The following is a 16,131-nucleotide window of genomic DNA, read 5'->3' as shown; positions in this document are numbered from 1 at the left end:
GCACCCGGTGTCAGGAGGAGGCGTCCTCGCCGACCCGGCGCCGGTACACCTCCACGACCCGCTCCAGCGAGTCGGCGAGGTAGGTCCGCAGCAGCCGCTCGGCCTCGCGCCGGTCCCCGGCCTGCAGGGCCTGCAGGATCTGTCGGTTGCGGGCGAGGTACGGCTCGTGCAGCCGGCGCGGGTGGTCGACGACGTGGAAGGCGAGCCGCAGCTCGGCGAAGACGCTGCGCATCAGTTCGTCGGTGCGTTCGCTGCCGGCCAGCGCCACCAGTTCGCGGTGGAAGTGGATGTTGGCCGTACCCAGTGCTTTCCAGTCATTCTCGTGGGTGGCGAGCTGCCCCTCGGTGACGGCGGCGGCCAGGCCGTCGAGCACGTACGGCGGCTCGCCGAGGCCGCGCACGACGGCACACTCGACGAGGGCGCGGATGCGGTAGATGTCCTCGACGTCCTCCACGGTCAGGACCCGGACGAAGACACCGCGGTTGAGTTCATGGACGAGCAGACGCTCATGGGTGAGCAGCCGGAACGCCTCACGCAGGGTGTTGCGGGAGACCCCGAGGGCGCCGCCGATGGCGTCCTCGGACAGGCGGGTGCCCGGCGGGAAATAGCCCTCGGCGACACGGCTCCGGAGGATGTCGGAGACCCGTTCGGCGGTGCTGGTGCGCCCCAGGAGGGCGCGATCGCCGGCCAGTCCCGTCAGCTGCTCTGCCATGCCCGGAATTCAATCGCAGTCGTGGGGACGAGACAACAGGGGTATTGAAGGATCGTTGAACGATCCTCTACGGTGCTCGGCACGGCACAACCTCCGCACGGCACGGCTCAGTTCACCGCACCCTCCGTCCCCTCTCTGCGAGGTGCCCATGAGCACGACTCCTCCGCCCCGGTCCGTGACACCGGACCTGCGACCGGCAACGGGTGAACGCGCCGCCGAGGACGGCGCGTTCGGCTGGCTGCGGGCCCTCGGCCCGCGCGGCCGGCAGGCGTTCGCCGGAGCTTTCGGCGGATATGCCCTGGATTCCTACGACTACTTCACGCTGCCGCTGAGCATGGTGGCGCTCGCGGCGTACTTCGGTCTGGACAGCGGACAGACCGGCCTGTTCACCACCGTCACGCTGGTGGTCTCCGCGATCGGCGGGGCCGTGGCGGGGGTGGTCGCGGACCGGGTGGGCCGGGTCCGGGCACTGATGATCACGGTGATCACGTACGCCGTCTTCACCGTGGCCTGCGGCTTCGCGCCCAACTACGAGACACTGCTGGCCTTCCGCGCCCTGCAGGGTCTCGGCTTCGGCGGCGAGTGGGCGGTCGGCGCCATCCTGGTCGCCGAGTACGCGAGCGCCAGGCACCGGGGCCGTACCCTCGGCGCGATCCAGAGCTCCTGGGCGGTCGGCTGGGCGCTGGCTGCGGTCGCCTACACGCTGGTCTTCTCCTTCGCCGGTGACGACCTGGCCTGGCGGATCATGTTCTGGACCGGGGCGCTGCCCGCGCTGCTCGTGGTGTGGCTGCGCCGCCGGGTGCACGACGCGCCCGAGGCGACGGCGGCCCGCGAACAGAGCCCGCGGCGCGGCTCGTTCGCGGCGATCTTCCGGCCGGCCACGGACGGCGATCCGGGTCTGCTGCGCACGACGGTCTTCGCGAGCCTGCTGTCCACGGGCGTGCAGGGCGGTTACTACACACTGGCGACCTGGGTGCCGACGTACCTGAAGAGCGAGCGCGGCCTGTCCGTGGTGGGCACCGGCGGCTATCTGACCCTCCTGATCTCCGGGGCCTTCCTCGGCTACCTGACCGGCGGATACCTCACCGACCGGCTCGGCCGGCGCCGCAACATCTGGCTGTTCGCGCTGCTCTCGGCGGTCTGCGTGCTGGCCTACGCCAACATCCCGCACGGTGCCGACACCCTGCTGCTGGTGCTCGGTTTCCCGCTCGGCTTCTGCATGTCGGCGATCTTCAGCGGCTTCGGCTCCTATCTGAGCGAGCTGTACCCGACTGCGGTGCGCGGCACCGGTCAGGGCTTCACGTACAACACCGGCCGCGCGGTGGGCGCGATCTTCCCGACCCTGGTGGGCTTCCTGGCCGACAGCTGGGGCGTGGGCGGCGCGCTGGTCTTCGGCGCGGTCGGCTACGGCCTGGCGGCGCTCGCCCTGCTCGGGCTGCCGGAGACGCGCGGGAAGGAGCTGGCGTGACGCGGGTGAACCGTACTTCCGACCGGCCCGTGACCCTCGTCGACGAGCACGCGCACGCGTGGAGCCCGGAGACCGCGCGGGCCCGCTTCCGGGAGGGCCTTTCCGGATCCACGGCGGGTGTGGCGGCCGGGCACACCCAGGCCAACCTCATCGCGGTGCCGGCGGACTGGGCCTACGACATGCTGCTGTTCTGCCAGCGCAACCCCAAGCCCTGTCCCGTGCTGGACGTCACCGACGCGGGTTCCGTCACGACCGTGCTCGCCCCGGGCTCGGATCTGCGCACCGACCTGCCGCGCTACCGGGTGTGGCAGGACGGCGAACTGGCCGAGGAGCCCACGGACGTGCGCGCGTACTGGCGGGACGACCTGGTGTCGTTCCTGCTGGGCTGCAGTTTCACCTTCGAATGGGCGCTGGCCGGGGCGGGCGTCCCGATCCGGCACGTCGAACAGGGCCGCAACGTGCCGATGTACGTGACCGGCAGGCAGTGCCGCCCGGCGGGCCGGCTGCGCGGGCCGATGGTGGTGTCCATGCGTCCGGTGCCGCCGCAGCACCTGCGCACCGCGATCCGGGAGAGCGGCCTGCTGCCGGCCGTGCACGGCGGCCCGGTGCACTGCGGTGATCCCGCGGCCCTCGGCGTCGAGGACCTCGGCCGGCCCGACTTCGGCGACCCGGTGGACGCCGCACCCGACGACATCCCGGTGTTCTGGGCCTGCGGGGTGACCCCGCAGGCGGCGGTGATGGCCTCCCGGCCGCCGTTCGCCATCACCCACGCACCGGGCCAGATGTTCCTGACCGACGCGCGGGACGAGCAGTACCGCGTGGTCGGCGTCGACTGACGCCGGCGAGCGGCACACCCGGCACGAAAACCCGGGCAGCACCCGACACGAGGACCGGAAAGACACGAGGGACCATGACCGCGATCGATCTGAACGCCGACCTGGGCGAGGGATTCGGCCGCTGGCGGCTGACCGACGACGAGCGACTGCTGACCGTCGTCACCAGCGCCAACGTGGCCTGCGGGTTCCACGCCGGCGACGCGGCCACCATGCGCCGGGTGTGCGAGCTGGCCGCCGCGCGCGGGGTGACGATCGGCGCGCAGGTCTCCTACCGGGACCTCGCCGGGTTCGGGCGGCGCGCGATGGACGTGCCGCCCGCCGAGCTGGCGGCCGAAGTCGCCTACCAGATCGGCGCCCTGGAGGTGTTCGCCCGGGCGGCGGGCGCGCGCGTGGCGTACGTCAAGCCGCACGGCGCGCTCTACAACCGGGTGGTGCACGACGAGGACCAGGCCGCGGCGGTGGTCGACGGCGTGCTGCTGGCGGACGCCTCGCTGCCGGTCCTGGGCCTGCCCGGCTCGCGGTTGCTGGAGCTGGCCGGGAAGGCGGGCCTGCCCGCCGTCACGGAGGCGTTCGCCGACCGTGCCTACACCGACGCGGGCACGCTGGTGCCGCGCGACCGGGACGGCGCCGTGGTGAGCGATCCGGAGGCCGTCGTGGAGCGCTCGGTGGGTCTCGCGCGCTCCGGCTCGGTCATCGCGCACTCCGGCGCGCGGATCCAGGTGCGCGCCCGCTCGTTGTGCCTGCACGGTGACACGGCCGGCGCGGTGGATCTGGCCCGCCGGGTGCGCGAGCGGCTGGTGGCGGCGGGCGTCCGGGTGGAGGCCTTCGCATGAGCCGCGTGACGGCGCTCCCCGTCGGTGACGACGCCCTGCTGGTCGAGGTCGCCTCCGGCGCGCAGGCGCGGGCCCTGCACGCGGAGTTGCTGCGACGCCGAGCGGAGGGTTCGCTGACCGTCCGCGAGATCGTTCCGGCGGCCCGTACGGTCCTGCTCGACGGCCTTGCCGACCCGGCCCGCCTGGCATCCGAACTGGCCTCTTGCGAAGCGCCCGCCACTCTCCCGCACGCGCGCGAGCCGGTCGAACTTCCCGTGCGCTACGACGGGCCGGACCTCGCGGAGGTCGCCGCCCACTGGCGGGTGTCCGTGCGCGAGGTCGTGCGGATCCACACGAACACCGAGTTCACGGTGGCCTTCTGCGGGTTCGCGCCCGGCTTCGGCTACCTCACCGGGCTGCCCGCCCGCTACGACGTCCCGCGCCGGGTCACCCCGCGCACGGCGGTACCGGCCGGTGCCGTGGCGCTGGCGGGGCCGTACACGGGTGTCTACCCGCGCTCCTCACCGGGCGGCTGGCAGCTGATCGGCACCACGGAGGCGGTGCTGTGGGACCACGCGCGCGTACCGGCCGCGTTGCTCTCACCGGGCGCGCGGGTGCGTTTCACGCCGGTGGGGGACGCGTGACGCCGTACGCACGGGTGTGCCCGGCGCCCGGGGAGGACGCATGACCGACCGAGCGCTGGTCGTGGTGCGGGCCGGGGCGCTGACCACGGTGCAGGACCGCGGTCGGCCCGGGTACGCCCACCTCGGCGTGCCCCGCTCCGGGGCGCTCGATCCGCGCGTGGCGGCACTCGTCAACCGGCTGGCCGGCAATCCGGTGGACGCGGCGGTCCTGGAGACCACGGTCAACGGCTGTGCACTGCGCCCGCGTTCGACGGTGACCGTAGCCGTCGGGGGCGCGCCGTGCCCGGTCACGGTGGCCGGCCGGCCGGCCGCCTGGGGCGCCCCGGTCGCCGTGCCCGCCGGTGCACTGCTGGAGGTGGGCACGGCCGTGGCCGGGTTGCGCGCCTATGTGGCCGTGTCCGGCGGCATCGCCGTGGAGCCGGTCCTCGGCAGCCGCTCCCGCGACCTGCTGTCCGGCCTCGGTCCGGCGCCCCTCACGGACGGCGCGGTGCTGCCGCTGGGCGCCCCGCCAGGCCCTCCCGCGCGCGTGGACGCCGTCCCGCAGCCGGGGCCGCCGGCCGAACTGGTGCTCCGGGTGACGATGGGCCCGCGCGACGACTGGTTCACGGCAGACGCGCTGCGGGCGCTGACCACGCGCGCGTACCGGGTGTCCCCGGCGAGCAACCGCATCGGACTGCGCACCGAGGGGCCCGCCCTGGAGCGGGCCCGCGGCGGCGAGCTCCCCAGCGAGGGCATGGTGCTCGGCGCGGTCCAGGTCCCGCCGGACGGCCGCCCGGTGGTGTTCCTGGCCGACCATCCGACCACCGGGGGCTACCCGGTGGTCGCCGTGGTGCGCGCGGCCGACCTCCCGGCGGCCGCGCAGGCGGTCCCGGGCACCCCGGTGCGGTTCGTGGCGGTGCGGCGCCGCTGAGCCCCGGCGCCGGTCGGGCCGCCCTCGCCGCGCCGGGCGGGGGGCAGGGCGGCCAGCGCCTGTGACACCGCGGCGGACGCGCGCAGGTCCAGGCGGCCGGTGGTGCCCCGCGCACGGTGCCGCGCCTCGTCCGCCGCCAGCCGCAGCAGTTGCGGCAGCAGATCGGTGCAGCGCCGGGCCACCCAGCCGGTCCCGGCGGTGGCGAGCCACCACAGGCTCGCCGCACGGGTCGGGGCCGGGAACTCCGGTTCGGTGGACGGCGGTGCCCCGGTGGCGAGGCCCGCCGCGGCGAGCAGGTCGTGGAAGCGGACGGCGAGCTGCCGGTGGCCGAGCTCGCCCGGGTGCAGCCGGTCCGCGCTCCACAGGGCACGGTCGGTGAGCCAGGCGCCCTCCGAGGCGTGCAGGTGGACCGCCCCGTACCGGTCGGACAGCGCGTGCACGATGGTGTTGACGGCCCGCTGCCGGCGGGCCAGCGGGCGGGCCAGGGCGCCCGGGAGTCCCAGCAGCGCGCCGGGGTCGGGCAGACAGGCGGTGAGCAGCGTGGCGCCCTGGCCGGTGAAGGCCGCGTACACCTGGTCGAGCCGGACGGCCACGGCGTCGACGTCGAAGGTGTGGCGCAGCGTGTCGTTGACGCCGACGACCACGGAGACCAGGTCCGGGCGCAGCGCGAGCCCGGCCGGGGTCTGCGATTCGCGCACGTCGTGCGTCCGCGCCCCGCTGACGGCCAGGTTCGTGAACTCCGTCCGGCCGGGGACCTCGGTGAGGGCGGCGGCGAGCAGGGCGGCCCAGCCCCGCCAGGAGTCCCCGAGCGGGTCACCCACGCCCTCCGTCAGCGAGTCGCCCAGCGCCACGAAGCGGACGGGTCTCATGCCGCGCCCTCCCGGGTGGCGGGACGGGGCGGAGCGTCCGCACGCCCGGGCACCTCCGCGTCGTGCGCGGCGAGGAAGGCCTCCACCGCCGCGCCCCAGCCGAAGCACTCCGCACGCGCGCGTGCCGCCTCCCTCCGCTCGGGCTCGGAGCGCCCCAGCAGCGCTTCCACGGCGTCCGCGAAGGCCTCGCCCCGGTCGGCCGCCGCCGCTCCCGCGGACCCGAGCACCTCGGGCAGCGCCGAGGACGCGCTCGCCACCACGGGCGTCCCGCACGCCATGGCCTCCAGCGCGGCCAGCCCGAAGGTCTCGGCGGGCCCGGGCGCCAGGCACACGTCGGCGGACGCCTGGAGCGTGCCGAGGTCGGCCCGGTCCGCGACATGGCCCAGGAAGGTGACCGGGAGCCCGCGTTCGCGCGCCCGGTGCTCCAGCCGCGCCCGCAGCGGCCCGTCCCCGGCCACCACCAGCACCGCCCGCCGGCCGCGCCGCAGCAGGGACTCCAGGGCGTCCAGGGCGGTTCCGGGCCGCTTCTCCACGGACAGCCGCGAGCACATGACGAGCAGCGCCTCGCCACCGCGCGCGTGGAGAGCCCGGAGCCCGGGGTCACGCAGTGCGGGGTGCCGCTCCGTCAGGTCGACACCCAGCGGGGCGCGTACGACGTTGCGCGCGCCGATGCGCACGAACTCGCGCTCGGCGAACTCCGTGGTGCACACCACGCGCGCGTAGACGTGCGCGGTGCGGGTGTTGAGGGCGTCGGCGGTCCGCCGGGCCAGGTGCTCCGGCAGGCCCCAGGTGCGCAGCACGCCGTCGGCGGTCTCGTGGGAGACCATCACGGCGGGTACGCGCGCGCGGCGCGCCCAGCGGCCGGTCCAGCGCAGGGTGGTCCGGTCGGAGACCTCCAGGCGGTCCGGGGCCAGTCGCTCCAGGAGTGCGGCCAAGCGCCGTCTGTCGGCCAGGACGCGGTAGCCGCCCGTGCCGGGCAGCACCGGTCCGGGCAGGGTGATGACCCGGCCCTGCTCCGTGTCGCGGTCGGTGTGCCGGTCGCCCGGCACCACCAGCACCGGTTCGTGGCCCGCTGCGCGGAAGCCCTTGCCCAGTTCCCGCAGTGCGGTGCGCAGGCCCCCGGAGGCCGGGGTGACGAAGTTGGCGAGGCGGACGATGCGCAGGGGTGTGCCGGTCATGCCGCCACCGCCGTCTTCCGGGCGGCCAGCACGTCCTCGTAGTGCGCGATCAGCCGGTCGCCGACGGCGGCCCAGGTGCGCCCCTGGACCGTCGCCCGCCCGGCGGCGCCGTACGCGGCCCGCAGCCCCGCGTCGGCGGCCAGGGCGCGCACGGCCTCCCGTACGGCGACCGCGTCGCGCGGGGGGACGAGGAGGCCGGTGCGCCCGTGGGCGACCAGGTCGAGCGGCCCGCCGGCGGCGGGGGCCACCACGGGCACGCCGCTGGCCATGGCCTCCTGGACGGTCTGGCAGAAGGTCTCGAAGGGGCCGGTGTGCGCGAACAGGTCCAGCGAGGCGAAGATCCTGGCGAGGTCGTCACCGGTGCGGCGGCCCAGGAAGACCGCACCCGGCAGGGCCTCGGTCAGGTGGGCGCGACTGGGTCCGTCGCCGACCACCACGACCCGCACGCCCTCCAGCCCGCAGACACCGGCCAGGAGGTCGACCTGCTTCTCGGGGGCGAGCCTGCCGACGTAGCCGACGATCACCTCGCCGTTCGGGGCGAGTTCACGGCGCAGCGCCTCGTCCCGGTGGTCCGGCCGGAAACGGACGGTGTCCACACCGCGCGGCCACAGCCGGACCCGGGGCACACCGTGTGCCTCGAGGTCGCGCAGGGCGGCGCTGGACGGGGCGAGGGTGCGGTCGGCGGCGGTGTGCACGGAGCGGATCCGGCGCCAGGCGGCCGACTCGCCGGCCCCCATGTAGGTACGGGCGTATCCGGCCAGGTCGGTCTGGTAGACGGCGACGGCGGGTATGCCGAGCCGGGCGGCGGCCGCCATGCCCCGGACGCCGAGGACGAAGGGGCCGGCCAGGTGGACCAGGTCGGCACGGTGCCCGGTGAGCGCGGCGGCGAGCCGCCGGCTGGGCAGGGCCACCCGGACCTGCGGGTAGCCGGGCAGTGGGAGGGAGGGGACGCGGACGACGGGACACGGCTCCGCCAGGGCGTCGGCCGTGGTGCCGGGTGCGGTGGCCGGGGCGACGACGAGCGGGTGGTGACCGCGGTCCACGAGGTGGCGGGCGGTCTGGAGCGCGCAGTGGGCGACGCCGTTCACGTCGGGGGGAAAGGATTCGGTCACGATGACGACACGCATACTGCCGTTGTCGCCGGGCTGGACGTGGCCGCGTCAACGTCGATCTTTCCGGCCGGGGAACGTCCCATGAGCGTTGGACCGCGCACCCGCGCGGGCCGGACGGCCGCCATTCCCGCCTGTCCCGCGGGTCATCCGGTGTTCACGCGCGGGCGGTTTCCCGCCCGTGCGACGTGCGTACGACGGCGGCCTGCGGACCCGCCGCGCGCGTCCCCCGCACGCCTGGCCGGTGCCTGCCGGACCCCCGGTGTGACCCGGGGCGCGAGGGGCCCGGGTCACATGGTCTGCGCGTCGGGTCCGAAGCGGCTGCGGACCGCCGTCTGCACCTCGTCCTCCTCGGCCGGGTCGGCGGCGAGGCGGCGGAGCCTTTCGACGACGCGGATGTCGCCGGTCTCGGCGTGCCGGGCGGCGATCTCCCGGGTGGTCTCCTCGCAGTCCCACAGGCACTCGACGGCGAAGCCGGTGGCGAAGGAGGGATCGGTGGCGGCCAGTGCGCGGGCGGCCCTGCCGCGCAGATGGGAGGAGGCCGTCTCGCGGTAGACGTGGCGCAGCACCGGGGCCGCGCAGGCGATGCCGAGGCGTCCGGTGCCGTCGACCAGGGTCCACAGGGTGGGCGCGTCGGGCCCCTCGCCGCGTACGGCCTCGCGCAGGGCGCCGAGGACGAGGTCGCTGTCCTGGGCCCCGCCGAGGCAGGCGAGCATGCGGCCGGCTGCGGCCCCGAGGACGTCGGGGCGCTGGGCCCAGCCGCGGGCGCGCTGAACGGCGGCGATACTGCGCATCCGTTCGAAGGCGTCGACGGCGGCCTCCACGACGACCGACGTTCCGTCCGCGACCGCGGCCTCGATCAGTGCGAGGGCGTCGGGGTCGTTGCTGTCGGCCAGGTAGCGCAGGGCCGTGCAACGGGCTCCGTCGGTGCCGGTCCGGGCGGCCTGGAGGATCTCCGGCCGGTCGTCGGGACCGGCCACGGCGACCAGGCAGCGGGCGGCCGGCACATGGAGGGCGGCGCCGCGTTCGATGCCCTGCTGGGCCCACTCGAAGACGGCTCGCACGCTCCAGCCCGGACGTGGCCCGGTGGGCCGCATCTGGCGCTGCCAGCGGTCGAAACAGCCGGTCTCCTGGGCGGCACGCACGCGCGTGGCGATCGACGCGCGCGGATCCTCGGCCCACAGCCGCCAGGGCCTGGGTTCGAAGGCGTCACGGACGGCGGCGGCCAGCTCGGCCTCGCCCTCCGGGTCGGTGGCGAAGCGGGCCAGGACCGGGGCGGCGAGGGCGCGCAGGCCCGCGTCGTCGTCCCGGAGGGCCAGCTCGTCCAGGGCCCAGGCCCAGTTGGAGCCGTGGGCGGCGTACCTGCGCAGCAGTTCGAGCGCGTCGCGCCTGCCGTAGGAGGCGAGGTGCCCGAGCACGGCCAGGGCGAGGCCGGTACGGGACTCCTCGGTGTCGAGGACGTCCTCGGCACCGAAGAGGTGCGCTTCGACGGCGTCCAGTTCACCGTGCAGGTCGAGGTAGAGCCGGGCGTAGTAGAGGGAGCGGTTCTCCACCTGCCAGTCGTGGCGGGGGTCGCGCAGCACACAGTGGTTCAGGGCCGCGAGCGCCTCGGCGCGTGGGGCGGTGAGCGCGTGCAGCGTGCCGTCGCCGCGGCCCCGCTGGAGCAGGCCGAGCAGCGTACCGCTGGGCGCTATGACCGGATCGAACATGGGAAACAGCCTCACATCAAGCGTCGACGCAACCGGGAAACACGCATTACCTGGCCGCGTGACACAACGTCGGAGCGCCCGCCGTCTCTTGCTTGCTGTAGACCATCTCTCTCTGCCTCTCGTCGGTGGCCCATGCGGACCGCGTCACGGTCCGCGCGGTGCGGCATCACCTGCCCAGCCATCGCGTCCGTGAATCACGTCGTCATGATGACCCGCGCTGTGAGCTGCCGCGACCGTATTTCCGGCGGCCTTGTACCGCCTCCCCCGTTGTCCGTGTCGTGCCTGGTCAGAACGGCCGCGTCAGTGCGCGCCGAACAGCTCCAGGAGTTCTGCCTTGCCGAACATGCGTGCCGTGTCGACGGCCGAGGGGGTGCCCGCGGCCGGGTCGGCGCCGCCCTCCAGAAGGGCTCTGATCACTTCCGTCTCACCCTTGAACACGGCTCCCGCGAGCGGGGTCTGTCCCCGGTCGTTGATCCGGTCGGCCTCGGCGCCCCGGGCGAGCAGGGCGCGCACCGCGTCGGCGTGACCGTGGTACGCGGCGAGCATCACCAGGGAGTCGCCACGGTCGTTGGTGAGGTTGGCCGGCACGCCGGCGTCGATATACGCCGCGAGCTCGTCCGTACGCCCCTGCCGGGCCAGATCGAAGATCTTGGTCGCCAGCTCCACGACCTCGGGGTCGGGAACGTCACTCATCGGCGTGACCGCCTCTCATTACAACCGTTCAGGTGAATCGCAAGGGTACTGGCTCGCGCCTCACATGACCCGAAGTGCCCGAGGTAAAGATCACCCCAGGCCCCGGCGGACGCAAGCGCCCTGTTCAAGCGGCCCGTCGACGGCTCCTCCAGTCAAGGGAAAAACACCGTAATTCACCCAGTTGCACCTTTTGTAGTATAGATACATCCTGTGATCCTGGAAGTACTCACGGTGACTGTCCCCCTCGACACCAGGAGGTCTCGAATGATCCTCTCCATGTCCGGCGTCGTCCTGCTCGGCATCGTCGTCTTCCTCTTCTTCCGCAAGGACGGGCTCAAGGGCTCGCACGCCTGCGTCTCGGCCCTGTTCGGCTTCTACCTCTCCAGCACGGCCATCGCTCCCAGCATCAAGGCAGGCGGCGAGAGCCTGGCGAGCCTGCTGGGCGGCATCAAGTTCTGACGCCTGAACATCCCGCCCGTACGCACCAACAGGAGACAGCAGTGGCCCGGCGCCCTCTTCCCCGCATTCTGAGCAAAGACAGCGCGCAGATCGCCCGGACGCAGATCGCCCGGAGCCGGGAACTGGCCCGGACGGCGGCCGACAGCGCCACCGATGTCCTCCACCCCCTGATCACGATCTCGCGCGGGCTGCGTCGGCTGGCCTCGGCCGGGCGGCGCAGGTGGGCCGAGACCCCCAAGGACAAGCGCGGGCCGCTGCTGTTCCTGGCGGCCTCCGTGGTCCTGGTCGTGGCGCTGATGCCGTACGGACCGCTGCTCGCCGTCATCACCGTGATGGCGGCGGCGGCCTGGCAGGGCCGCGACCGCACACCACCGGCGCCCGACGGGCCCGACGAGGCACAGGCCGAGCGCCTCCAGTCGCTCTACGAAGCCCTCGTGCCGTACTTCTCCGGTGCCGAGGACCCGGCGCCGCTGTACGCGCACGGCGGGGAGTGGGCGAAGGCCTTCGAGGCACACGAGTTCGACGACGACGGGCGCGTCGCCCATCTCGTCATCCGCTATCCCGCGTACTTCCCGGACGGCGAGGCCGCGGCCCGCGCGCGGATCGAGCACCTGCTCGCCGCGAAGGCCGGGCGGGGCCGCGAGTACCACTTCGGGTGGGACGAGGAGGGCAACCGGCTCACCGTGTCCGTGCTCGCTCCACTGCCCGCCGGCATCGCCGCCCAGCGGTTCGTCACCGCACCCGGCGAGACCGTCCTCGGGTTCACCGACCCGAGCGAGGTCCAGCGCACGCTGCCGCTCTCCTACGAAGAGGAACAGCGCGACGTGCCGCCGGTCGTCTGGCGCACCGGCATCCGCTCCACCGAGCCGCATCTGCTGGCCATGGGCCACCCCGGCAGCGGTACCTCGACCCTGCTGCGCTCGATCGCCCTGCAGGCCCTCCAGTACGGCGACGTGCTCGTCGTCGACGGGGGCGGCACCGGCGAGTACGCGTGCCTGATCGGCCGGGACGGCGTGCTGGCCGTGGAGTGCGCGCCGGCCGGGGCGCTGGCCAGCCTGGAGTGGGCCGCGCAGGAGACCGAACGGCGGCTCACCGCCGTCAACCGCGCCCGGCAGGCGGGCGACCCGCCGCCCGAGGACACCCGGCGCCCCCTGTGGATCCTGCTGGACCGGCCGACCGTCTTCACCCACCTCGCGGAGGCGGACCACCGCAGGGATCCGCAGACGTTCCTGCAGGTGCCGCTGCGGCACGGGCGCGCCGCGAACGTGACCGTGGTGGTGGCCGACCAGTTCGACAGCGCGGAGTCGCTGAGCGAGGCGGTACGGCAGCACACGCGCGCTCGTGTCGTGCTGGGGCCTGCGGCGCCGCAGCAGGTGGAGGCGGTGCTGGGGATGCCTCCGCACACGAGTCCGCCGGCCCAGGTGCCGCCGGGGCGCGGGTACGCACGGCTGGGGACGGGGCCGGTGCATCGGCTTCAGGTGCCGGCGACGCCGGATCCCTACGACGACGCGACGAGCGATGCGGACCGGCAGGCGGTGATGGGGTTGTTGCCGCCCCGTACCGCGCCTGTGGACGCCGAGGCGGTGGAGGCGGAGCCGGTGGCTGCGGAGGCTGTTGTCGTCGAGAGTTCGTGAGGTGCCGTCAGCCAGGGCGGGTCGTGGGCGTTTCGCTCACCCGCGCTTGCGGGGTGCTTCCTACGCCACGAAGGTCCGGGGGGTCTCCGCGTCGCCTGTTGCGCCTGTTTTCACCAGGCGGGATGCGGCTGCCAGGCGGGCTGCCGCTTCTTCCGCCACCGCTCCGCCCACCGTGAACGGGAGACGTACGTAGCCCTCGAAGGCGCCGTCGACGCCGAAGCGGGGGCCCGAGGGGACCCGGACGCCGACCCGCTCCCCCGCCTCGGCCAGCCTCGAACCGGAGAGGCCGCCCGCGCGGACCCACAGGGTCAGGCCTCCCCTCGGGACCTCGAACTCCCAGTCGGGAAGTTCCCGGCGCAGCGCGGCCACCAGGGCGTCGCGGTTCTCGCGGGCCTGGGCCCGGCGCAGCGCGACGGCCTGTTCCCAGCCGCCGGTGCTGAACAGCCAGTTCACCGCCACCTGTTCCAGCACGGGGGTGCCGAGGTCGGCGTACGCGCGCGCGGCGACCAGGCTGCGGATGACGTCCGGGGCCGCGCGTACCCAGCCGATGCGCAGGCCCGCCCAGAAGGCCTTGCTGGCCGAGCCGACCGTGATGACGGTGGAGCCGGCCGGGTCGAAGCCGCAGACCGGGCGCGGCATCCCGGCGTCGTACTCCTCGTCGAGCCACAGCTCGGTCATCGTCTCGTCGGCGACGAGGACGGTGCCCGCCGAGCGGGCCGCGTCCACCAGCCCGCGCCGCTGGTCCTCGTCGGCGAGCGCGCCGGTCGGGTTGTGGAAGTCGGCGACGACGTAGGCGAGCCGGGGCGCCGCCTCGCGCAGGACCTGCCGCCAGCGGTCCAGGTCCCATCCGGCCAGCCCCTCGGCCATGGCGACGGGCACGAGCCGCGCGCCCGCCTCCCGCATGAGCTGGAGGATGTTGGCGTACGACGGCGACTCGACGGCGATGCGCTCGCCGCGGCCCGCGAAGAGATGACAGATCGCGTCCATGGCGCCCATCGCGCCGGTCGTCACCATGATCTGCTCGGGCATGGTGGGGATCCCGCGCGCGGTGTAGCGCTCGGCGATCATCGAGCGCAGGGCGGGCAGCCCGGCCGGGTAGTCGCCGTGCGTGTGGGCGTAGGGCGGCAGTTCCTCCAGGGCACCCTGGACGGCACGGGTGAGCCAGGGCTCCGGGGCCGGGAGTGAGGCACAGCCCAGGTCGATGACGGAGCCGAGGGCCTCGGGCGGCAGGGGCTCCAGGCCTCGCGCGGGCAGCGGGTTGCCGGCCGGCACGGCCGTCCAGCTGCCGGCTCCGCGCCGGGACTCGAGGAAGCCCTCGGCACGCAGCGCCTCGTAGGCGGCGGCGACCGTGGTGCGGCTGACGGTGAGGGCGACGGCCAGTTCACGCTCGGCGGGGAGGCGGGCGGCCACGGGGACCCGGCCCTCGAGGACCAGCAGCCGGATGCCGTCGGCCAGGGCGCGGTAGGCGGGCGGGCGGCGGCTGCCGGGGCCCGCCGGACGGTCCTGCTGTGACGTCAGCAGCCGGGCGAGCTGGGCGGCACCCACCGCAGAGGTCCAATGCGCCATACCGATCAGTCCACCTTTCCCGGATTGGCCATGGATGGGATGTCCTCCCAAGCAACAGAGTGACATGCGTCAGTCCACCGCCACCACCCAGGGGGGTATGTCGTGTCCACCTCCGGCCGTCTCGGACGACGGCTGATCCAGTTGTACGCGGGACTCGCGCTGTACGGCGCGAGTTCGGCGCTGCTCGTGGCGGCGGGCCTGGGCCTCGAGCCCTGGAACGTGCTGCACCAGGGGCTCGCGGAACTCACCGGGCTGACCATCGGCGTGGTCTCGATCGCCGTGGGGGCGGTGGTGCTGCTGCTGTGGATCCCGCTGCGTCAGCGGCCCGGCCTCGGCACCGTCTCCAACGTCTTCGTGGTCGGCCTCGCCATGGACGGCACGCTCGCCCTCCTGCCGGACGTGCACGCTCTCGCCGTACGCGTCCCGCTGCTGGTGGCGGGCATCGTGCTCAACGGCGCGGCGACCGGCCTGTACATCGCGGCGAGCTTCGGCCCGGGCCCGCGCGACGGGCTGATGACGGGGCTGCACCGGCGCACCGGCCGCTCGATCCGGCTGATGCGGACGGTGGTCGAGGTCACCGTGGTGGTCACCGGGTTCGCCCTGGGCGGCACCATCGGGATCGGGACCGTGCTCTACGCGGTGTCCATCGGCCCGCTGGCGCAGCTCTTCCTGAGGGTGTTCGCCGCCCCGACGGCACCGGGCGGCGGCACCGTCGTTGCCGCGGTGACACCCGATGGGGCGATACTGCGTCCGTGACCCTCACGACGCCGCCCTTGCGCCACCCGTACCTGGATCATCCTGGCCCGATCGCCTTCGCCCACCGGGGCGGGGCGGCCGACGGGCTGGAGAACACCGTGGCCCAGTTCCGGCGCGCCGTCGAGCTGGGCTACCGGTACATCGAGACCGATGTGCACGCGACGGCGGACGGCAGGCTCGTCGCCTTCCACGACGCGACGCTGGACCGGGTCACCGACGGTGCGGGCCGCATCGCCGACCTGCCGTGGCAGGACGTAGGGCACGCGCGCGTGGCGGGGCGGGAGCCGGTACCGCTCTTCGAGGAGCTGCTGGAGACCTTCCCCGGGACCCGCTGGAACGTGGACGTCAAGGCGGGCCCGGCGCTGCGGCCCCTGCTGGAGCTGATCGAGCGCACGGACGCCTGGGACCGGGTGTGCGTGGGCTCGTTCTCCGAGGCCCGGGTGCTGCGGGCGCAGCGGCTGGCCGGGCCCCGCCTGGCCACCTCGTTCGGCACCCGCGGAGTGCTCAGTCTGCGGCTGCGCTCCTGGGGGCTGCCGGCCGCGGTGCGCCGGTCGGCGGTGGCCGCCCAGGTGCCCGAGGCCCAGTCGGGCGTCCCGGTGGTGGACCACCGCTTCGTGCGCGCCGCCCACGCGCGCGGGCTGCAGGTGCACGTGTGGACGGTCAACGAGCCGGAGCGGATGCACCGGCTGCTGGACCTGGGCGTCGATGGCATCATGACCGATCACATCGACACGTTGCGCAAGGTCATGGAGGACCGCGGCGTCTGGGCCTGAGCG

16 protein-coding genes are annotated in these 16,131 nt (G+C 74.4%); 9 read left to right on the top strand and 7 right to left on the bottom strand.

What is annotated here, in order from left to right; translation table 11 throughout:
• Positions 1–10: 10 nt before the first annotated feature.
• Positions 11–712, bottom strand: coding sequence for a GntR family transcriptional regulator (locus tag ACFVVO_RS20855; RefSeq protein ID WP_390056845.1), 702 nt, complete (start codon positions 710–712; stop codon positions 11–13).
• 148 nt (positions 713–860) lie between these two features.
• Here ACFVVO_RS20855 and ACFVVO_RS20850 point away from each other — a divergent pair, with 148 nt between their 5' ends.
• From ACFVVO_RS20850 to ACFVVO_RS20830, 5 genes are all read left to right on the top strand, one after another.
• Positions 861–2,180 (top strand): MFS transporter, encoded by a 1,320-nt coding sequence (locus tag ACFVVO_RS20850; RefSeq protein ID WP_390056844.1) that lies wholly within the window; start codon positions 861–863, stop codon positions 2,178–2,180.
• A 5-nt stretch (positions 2,181–2,185) separates the two neighbouring features.
• A complete protein-coding gene (locus ACFVVO_RS20845; protein WP_390056842.1) occupies positions 2,186–3,016 on the top strand; it encodes a putative hydro-lyase in 831 nt (276 codons plus the stop codon).
• Positions 3,017–3,090: 74 nt separating this feature from the next.
• Entirely contained in the window at positions 3,091–3,849 is a 759-nt protein-coding gene (locus tag ACFVVO_RS20840; protein WP_390056840.1) for a LamB/YcsF family protein, read from the top strand.
• Between the two features lie 5 nt (positions 3,850–3,854).
• Positions 3,855–4,472, top strand: coding sequence for a 5-oxoprolinase subunit PxpB (gene pxpB, locus ACFVVO_RS20835; protein ID WP_390056891.1), 618 nt, complete (start codon positions 3,855–3,857; stop codon positions 4,470–4,472).
• A 40-nt stretch (positions 4,473–4,512) separates the two neighbouring features.
• Positions 4,513–5,382 (top strand): biotin-dependent carboxyltransferase family protein, encoded by an 870-nt coding sequence (locus ACFVVO_RS20830; protein ID WP_390056839.1) that lies wholly within the window; start codon positions 4,513–4,515, stop codon positions 5,380–5,382.
• Here ACFVVO_RS20830 and ACFVVO_RS20825 read toward each other — a convergent pair.
• From ACFVVO_RS20825 to ACFVVO_RS20805, 5 genes are all read right to left on the bottom strand, one after another.
• A complete protein-coding gene (locus ACFVVO_RS20825) occupies positions 5,283–6,251 on the bottom strand; it encodes an SGNH/GDSL hydrolase family protein (protein WP_390056838.1) in 969 nt (322 codons plus the stop codon). The two genes, ACFVVO_RS20830 and ACFVVO_RS20825, sit on opposite strands and share 100 nt — an antisense overlap.
• Complete coding sequence (locus ACFVVO_RS20820; protein WP_390056836.1) at positions 6,248–7,429, bottom strand: glycosyltransferase; 1,182 nt, start codon at positions 7,427–7,429, stop codon at positions 6,248–6,250. The genes ACFVVO_RS20825 and ACFVVO_RS20820 overlap by 4 nt, the downstream gene beginning before the upstream one ends.
• Positions 7,426–8,556, bottom strand: a complete 1,131-nt coding sequence (locus ACFVVO_RS20815) for a glycosyltransferase family 4 protein (RefSeq protein ID WP_390056834.1) — start codon at positions 8,554–8,556, stop codon at positions 7,426–7,428. Before ACFVVO_RS20815 ends, ACFVVO_RS20820 begins: the two co-directional genes overlap by 4 nt.
• A 272-nt stretch (positions 8,557–8,828) precedes the next feature.
• Positions 8,829–10,247, bottom strand: coding sequence for a HEAT repeat domain-containing protein (locus ACFVVO_RS20810; protein WP_390056833.1), 1,419 nt, complete (start codon positions 10,245–10,247; stop codon positions 8,829–8,831).
• Positions 10,248–10,547: 300 nt separating this feature from the next.
• Entirely contained in the window at positions 10,548–10,940 is a 393-nt protein-coding gene (locus ACFVVO_RS20805; RefSeq protein ID WP_390056831.1) for an ankyrin repeat domain-containing protein, read from the bottom strand.
• Positions 10,941–11,204: 264 nt separating this feature from the next.
• Between ACFVVO_RS20805 and ACFVVO_RS20800 the strand changes: the two genes are divergently transcribed.
• Entirely contained in the window at positions 11,205–11,399 is a 195-nt protein-coding gene (locus ACFVVO_RS20800) for a hypothetical protein (RefSeq protein ID WP_199209749.1), read from the top strand.
• Between the two features lie 41 nt (positions 11,400–11,440).
• Positions 11,441–13,033: a hypothetical protein gene (locus ACFVVO_RS20795; protein ID WP_390056829.1), complete on the top strand. Its 1,593-nt coding sequence runs from the start codon at positions 11,441–11,443 to the stop codon at positions 13,031–13,033.
• 60 nt (positions 13,034–13,093) lie between these two features.
• Here ACFVVO_RS20795 and ACFVVO_RS20790 read toward each other — a convergent pair whose 3' ends face one another.
• Positions 13,094–14,599, bottom strand: a complete 1,506-nt coding sequence (locus ACFVVO_RS20790; RefSeq protein ID WP_390056828.1) for a PLP-dependent aminotransferase family protein — start codon at positions 14,597–14,599, stop codon at positions 13,094–13,096.
• A gap of 102 nt (positions 14,600–14,701) precedes the next feature.
• On the opposite strand from ACFVVO_RS20790, the gene ACFVVO_RS20785 reads away from it, so the two are divergent.
• Together ACFVVO_RS20785 and ACFVVO_RS20780 are read left to right on the top strand one after the other, a co-directional pair.
• Entirely contained in the window at positions 14,702–15,355 is a 654-nt protein-coding gene (locus ACFVVO_RS20785) for a YitT family protein (protein WP_390056826.1), read from the top strand.
• Positions 15,352–16,128 carry a glycerophosphodiester phosphodiesterase gene (locus ACFVVO_RS20780; protein WP_390056825.1) on the top strand — a complete coding sequence of 259 codons (777 nt, stop codon included), beginning with the start codon at positions 15,352–15,354 and terminating at the stop codon, positions 16,126–16,128. The genes ACFVVO_RS20785 and ACFVVO_RS20780 overlap by 4 nt, the downstream gene beginning before the upstream one ends.
• The last annotated feature ends 3 nt before the right edge of the window (positions 16,129–16,131 follow it).

It is taken from the genome of Streptomyces sp. NPDC058145 (genome assembly GCF_042884245.1).
Lineage (GTDB): Bacteria > Actinomycetota > Actinomycetes > Streptomycetales > Streptomycetaceae > Streptomyces.
This window is presented reverse-complemented; position numbering and strand designations above follow the sequence as displayed.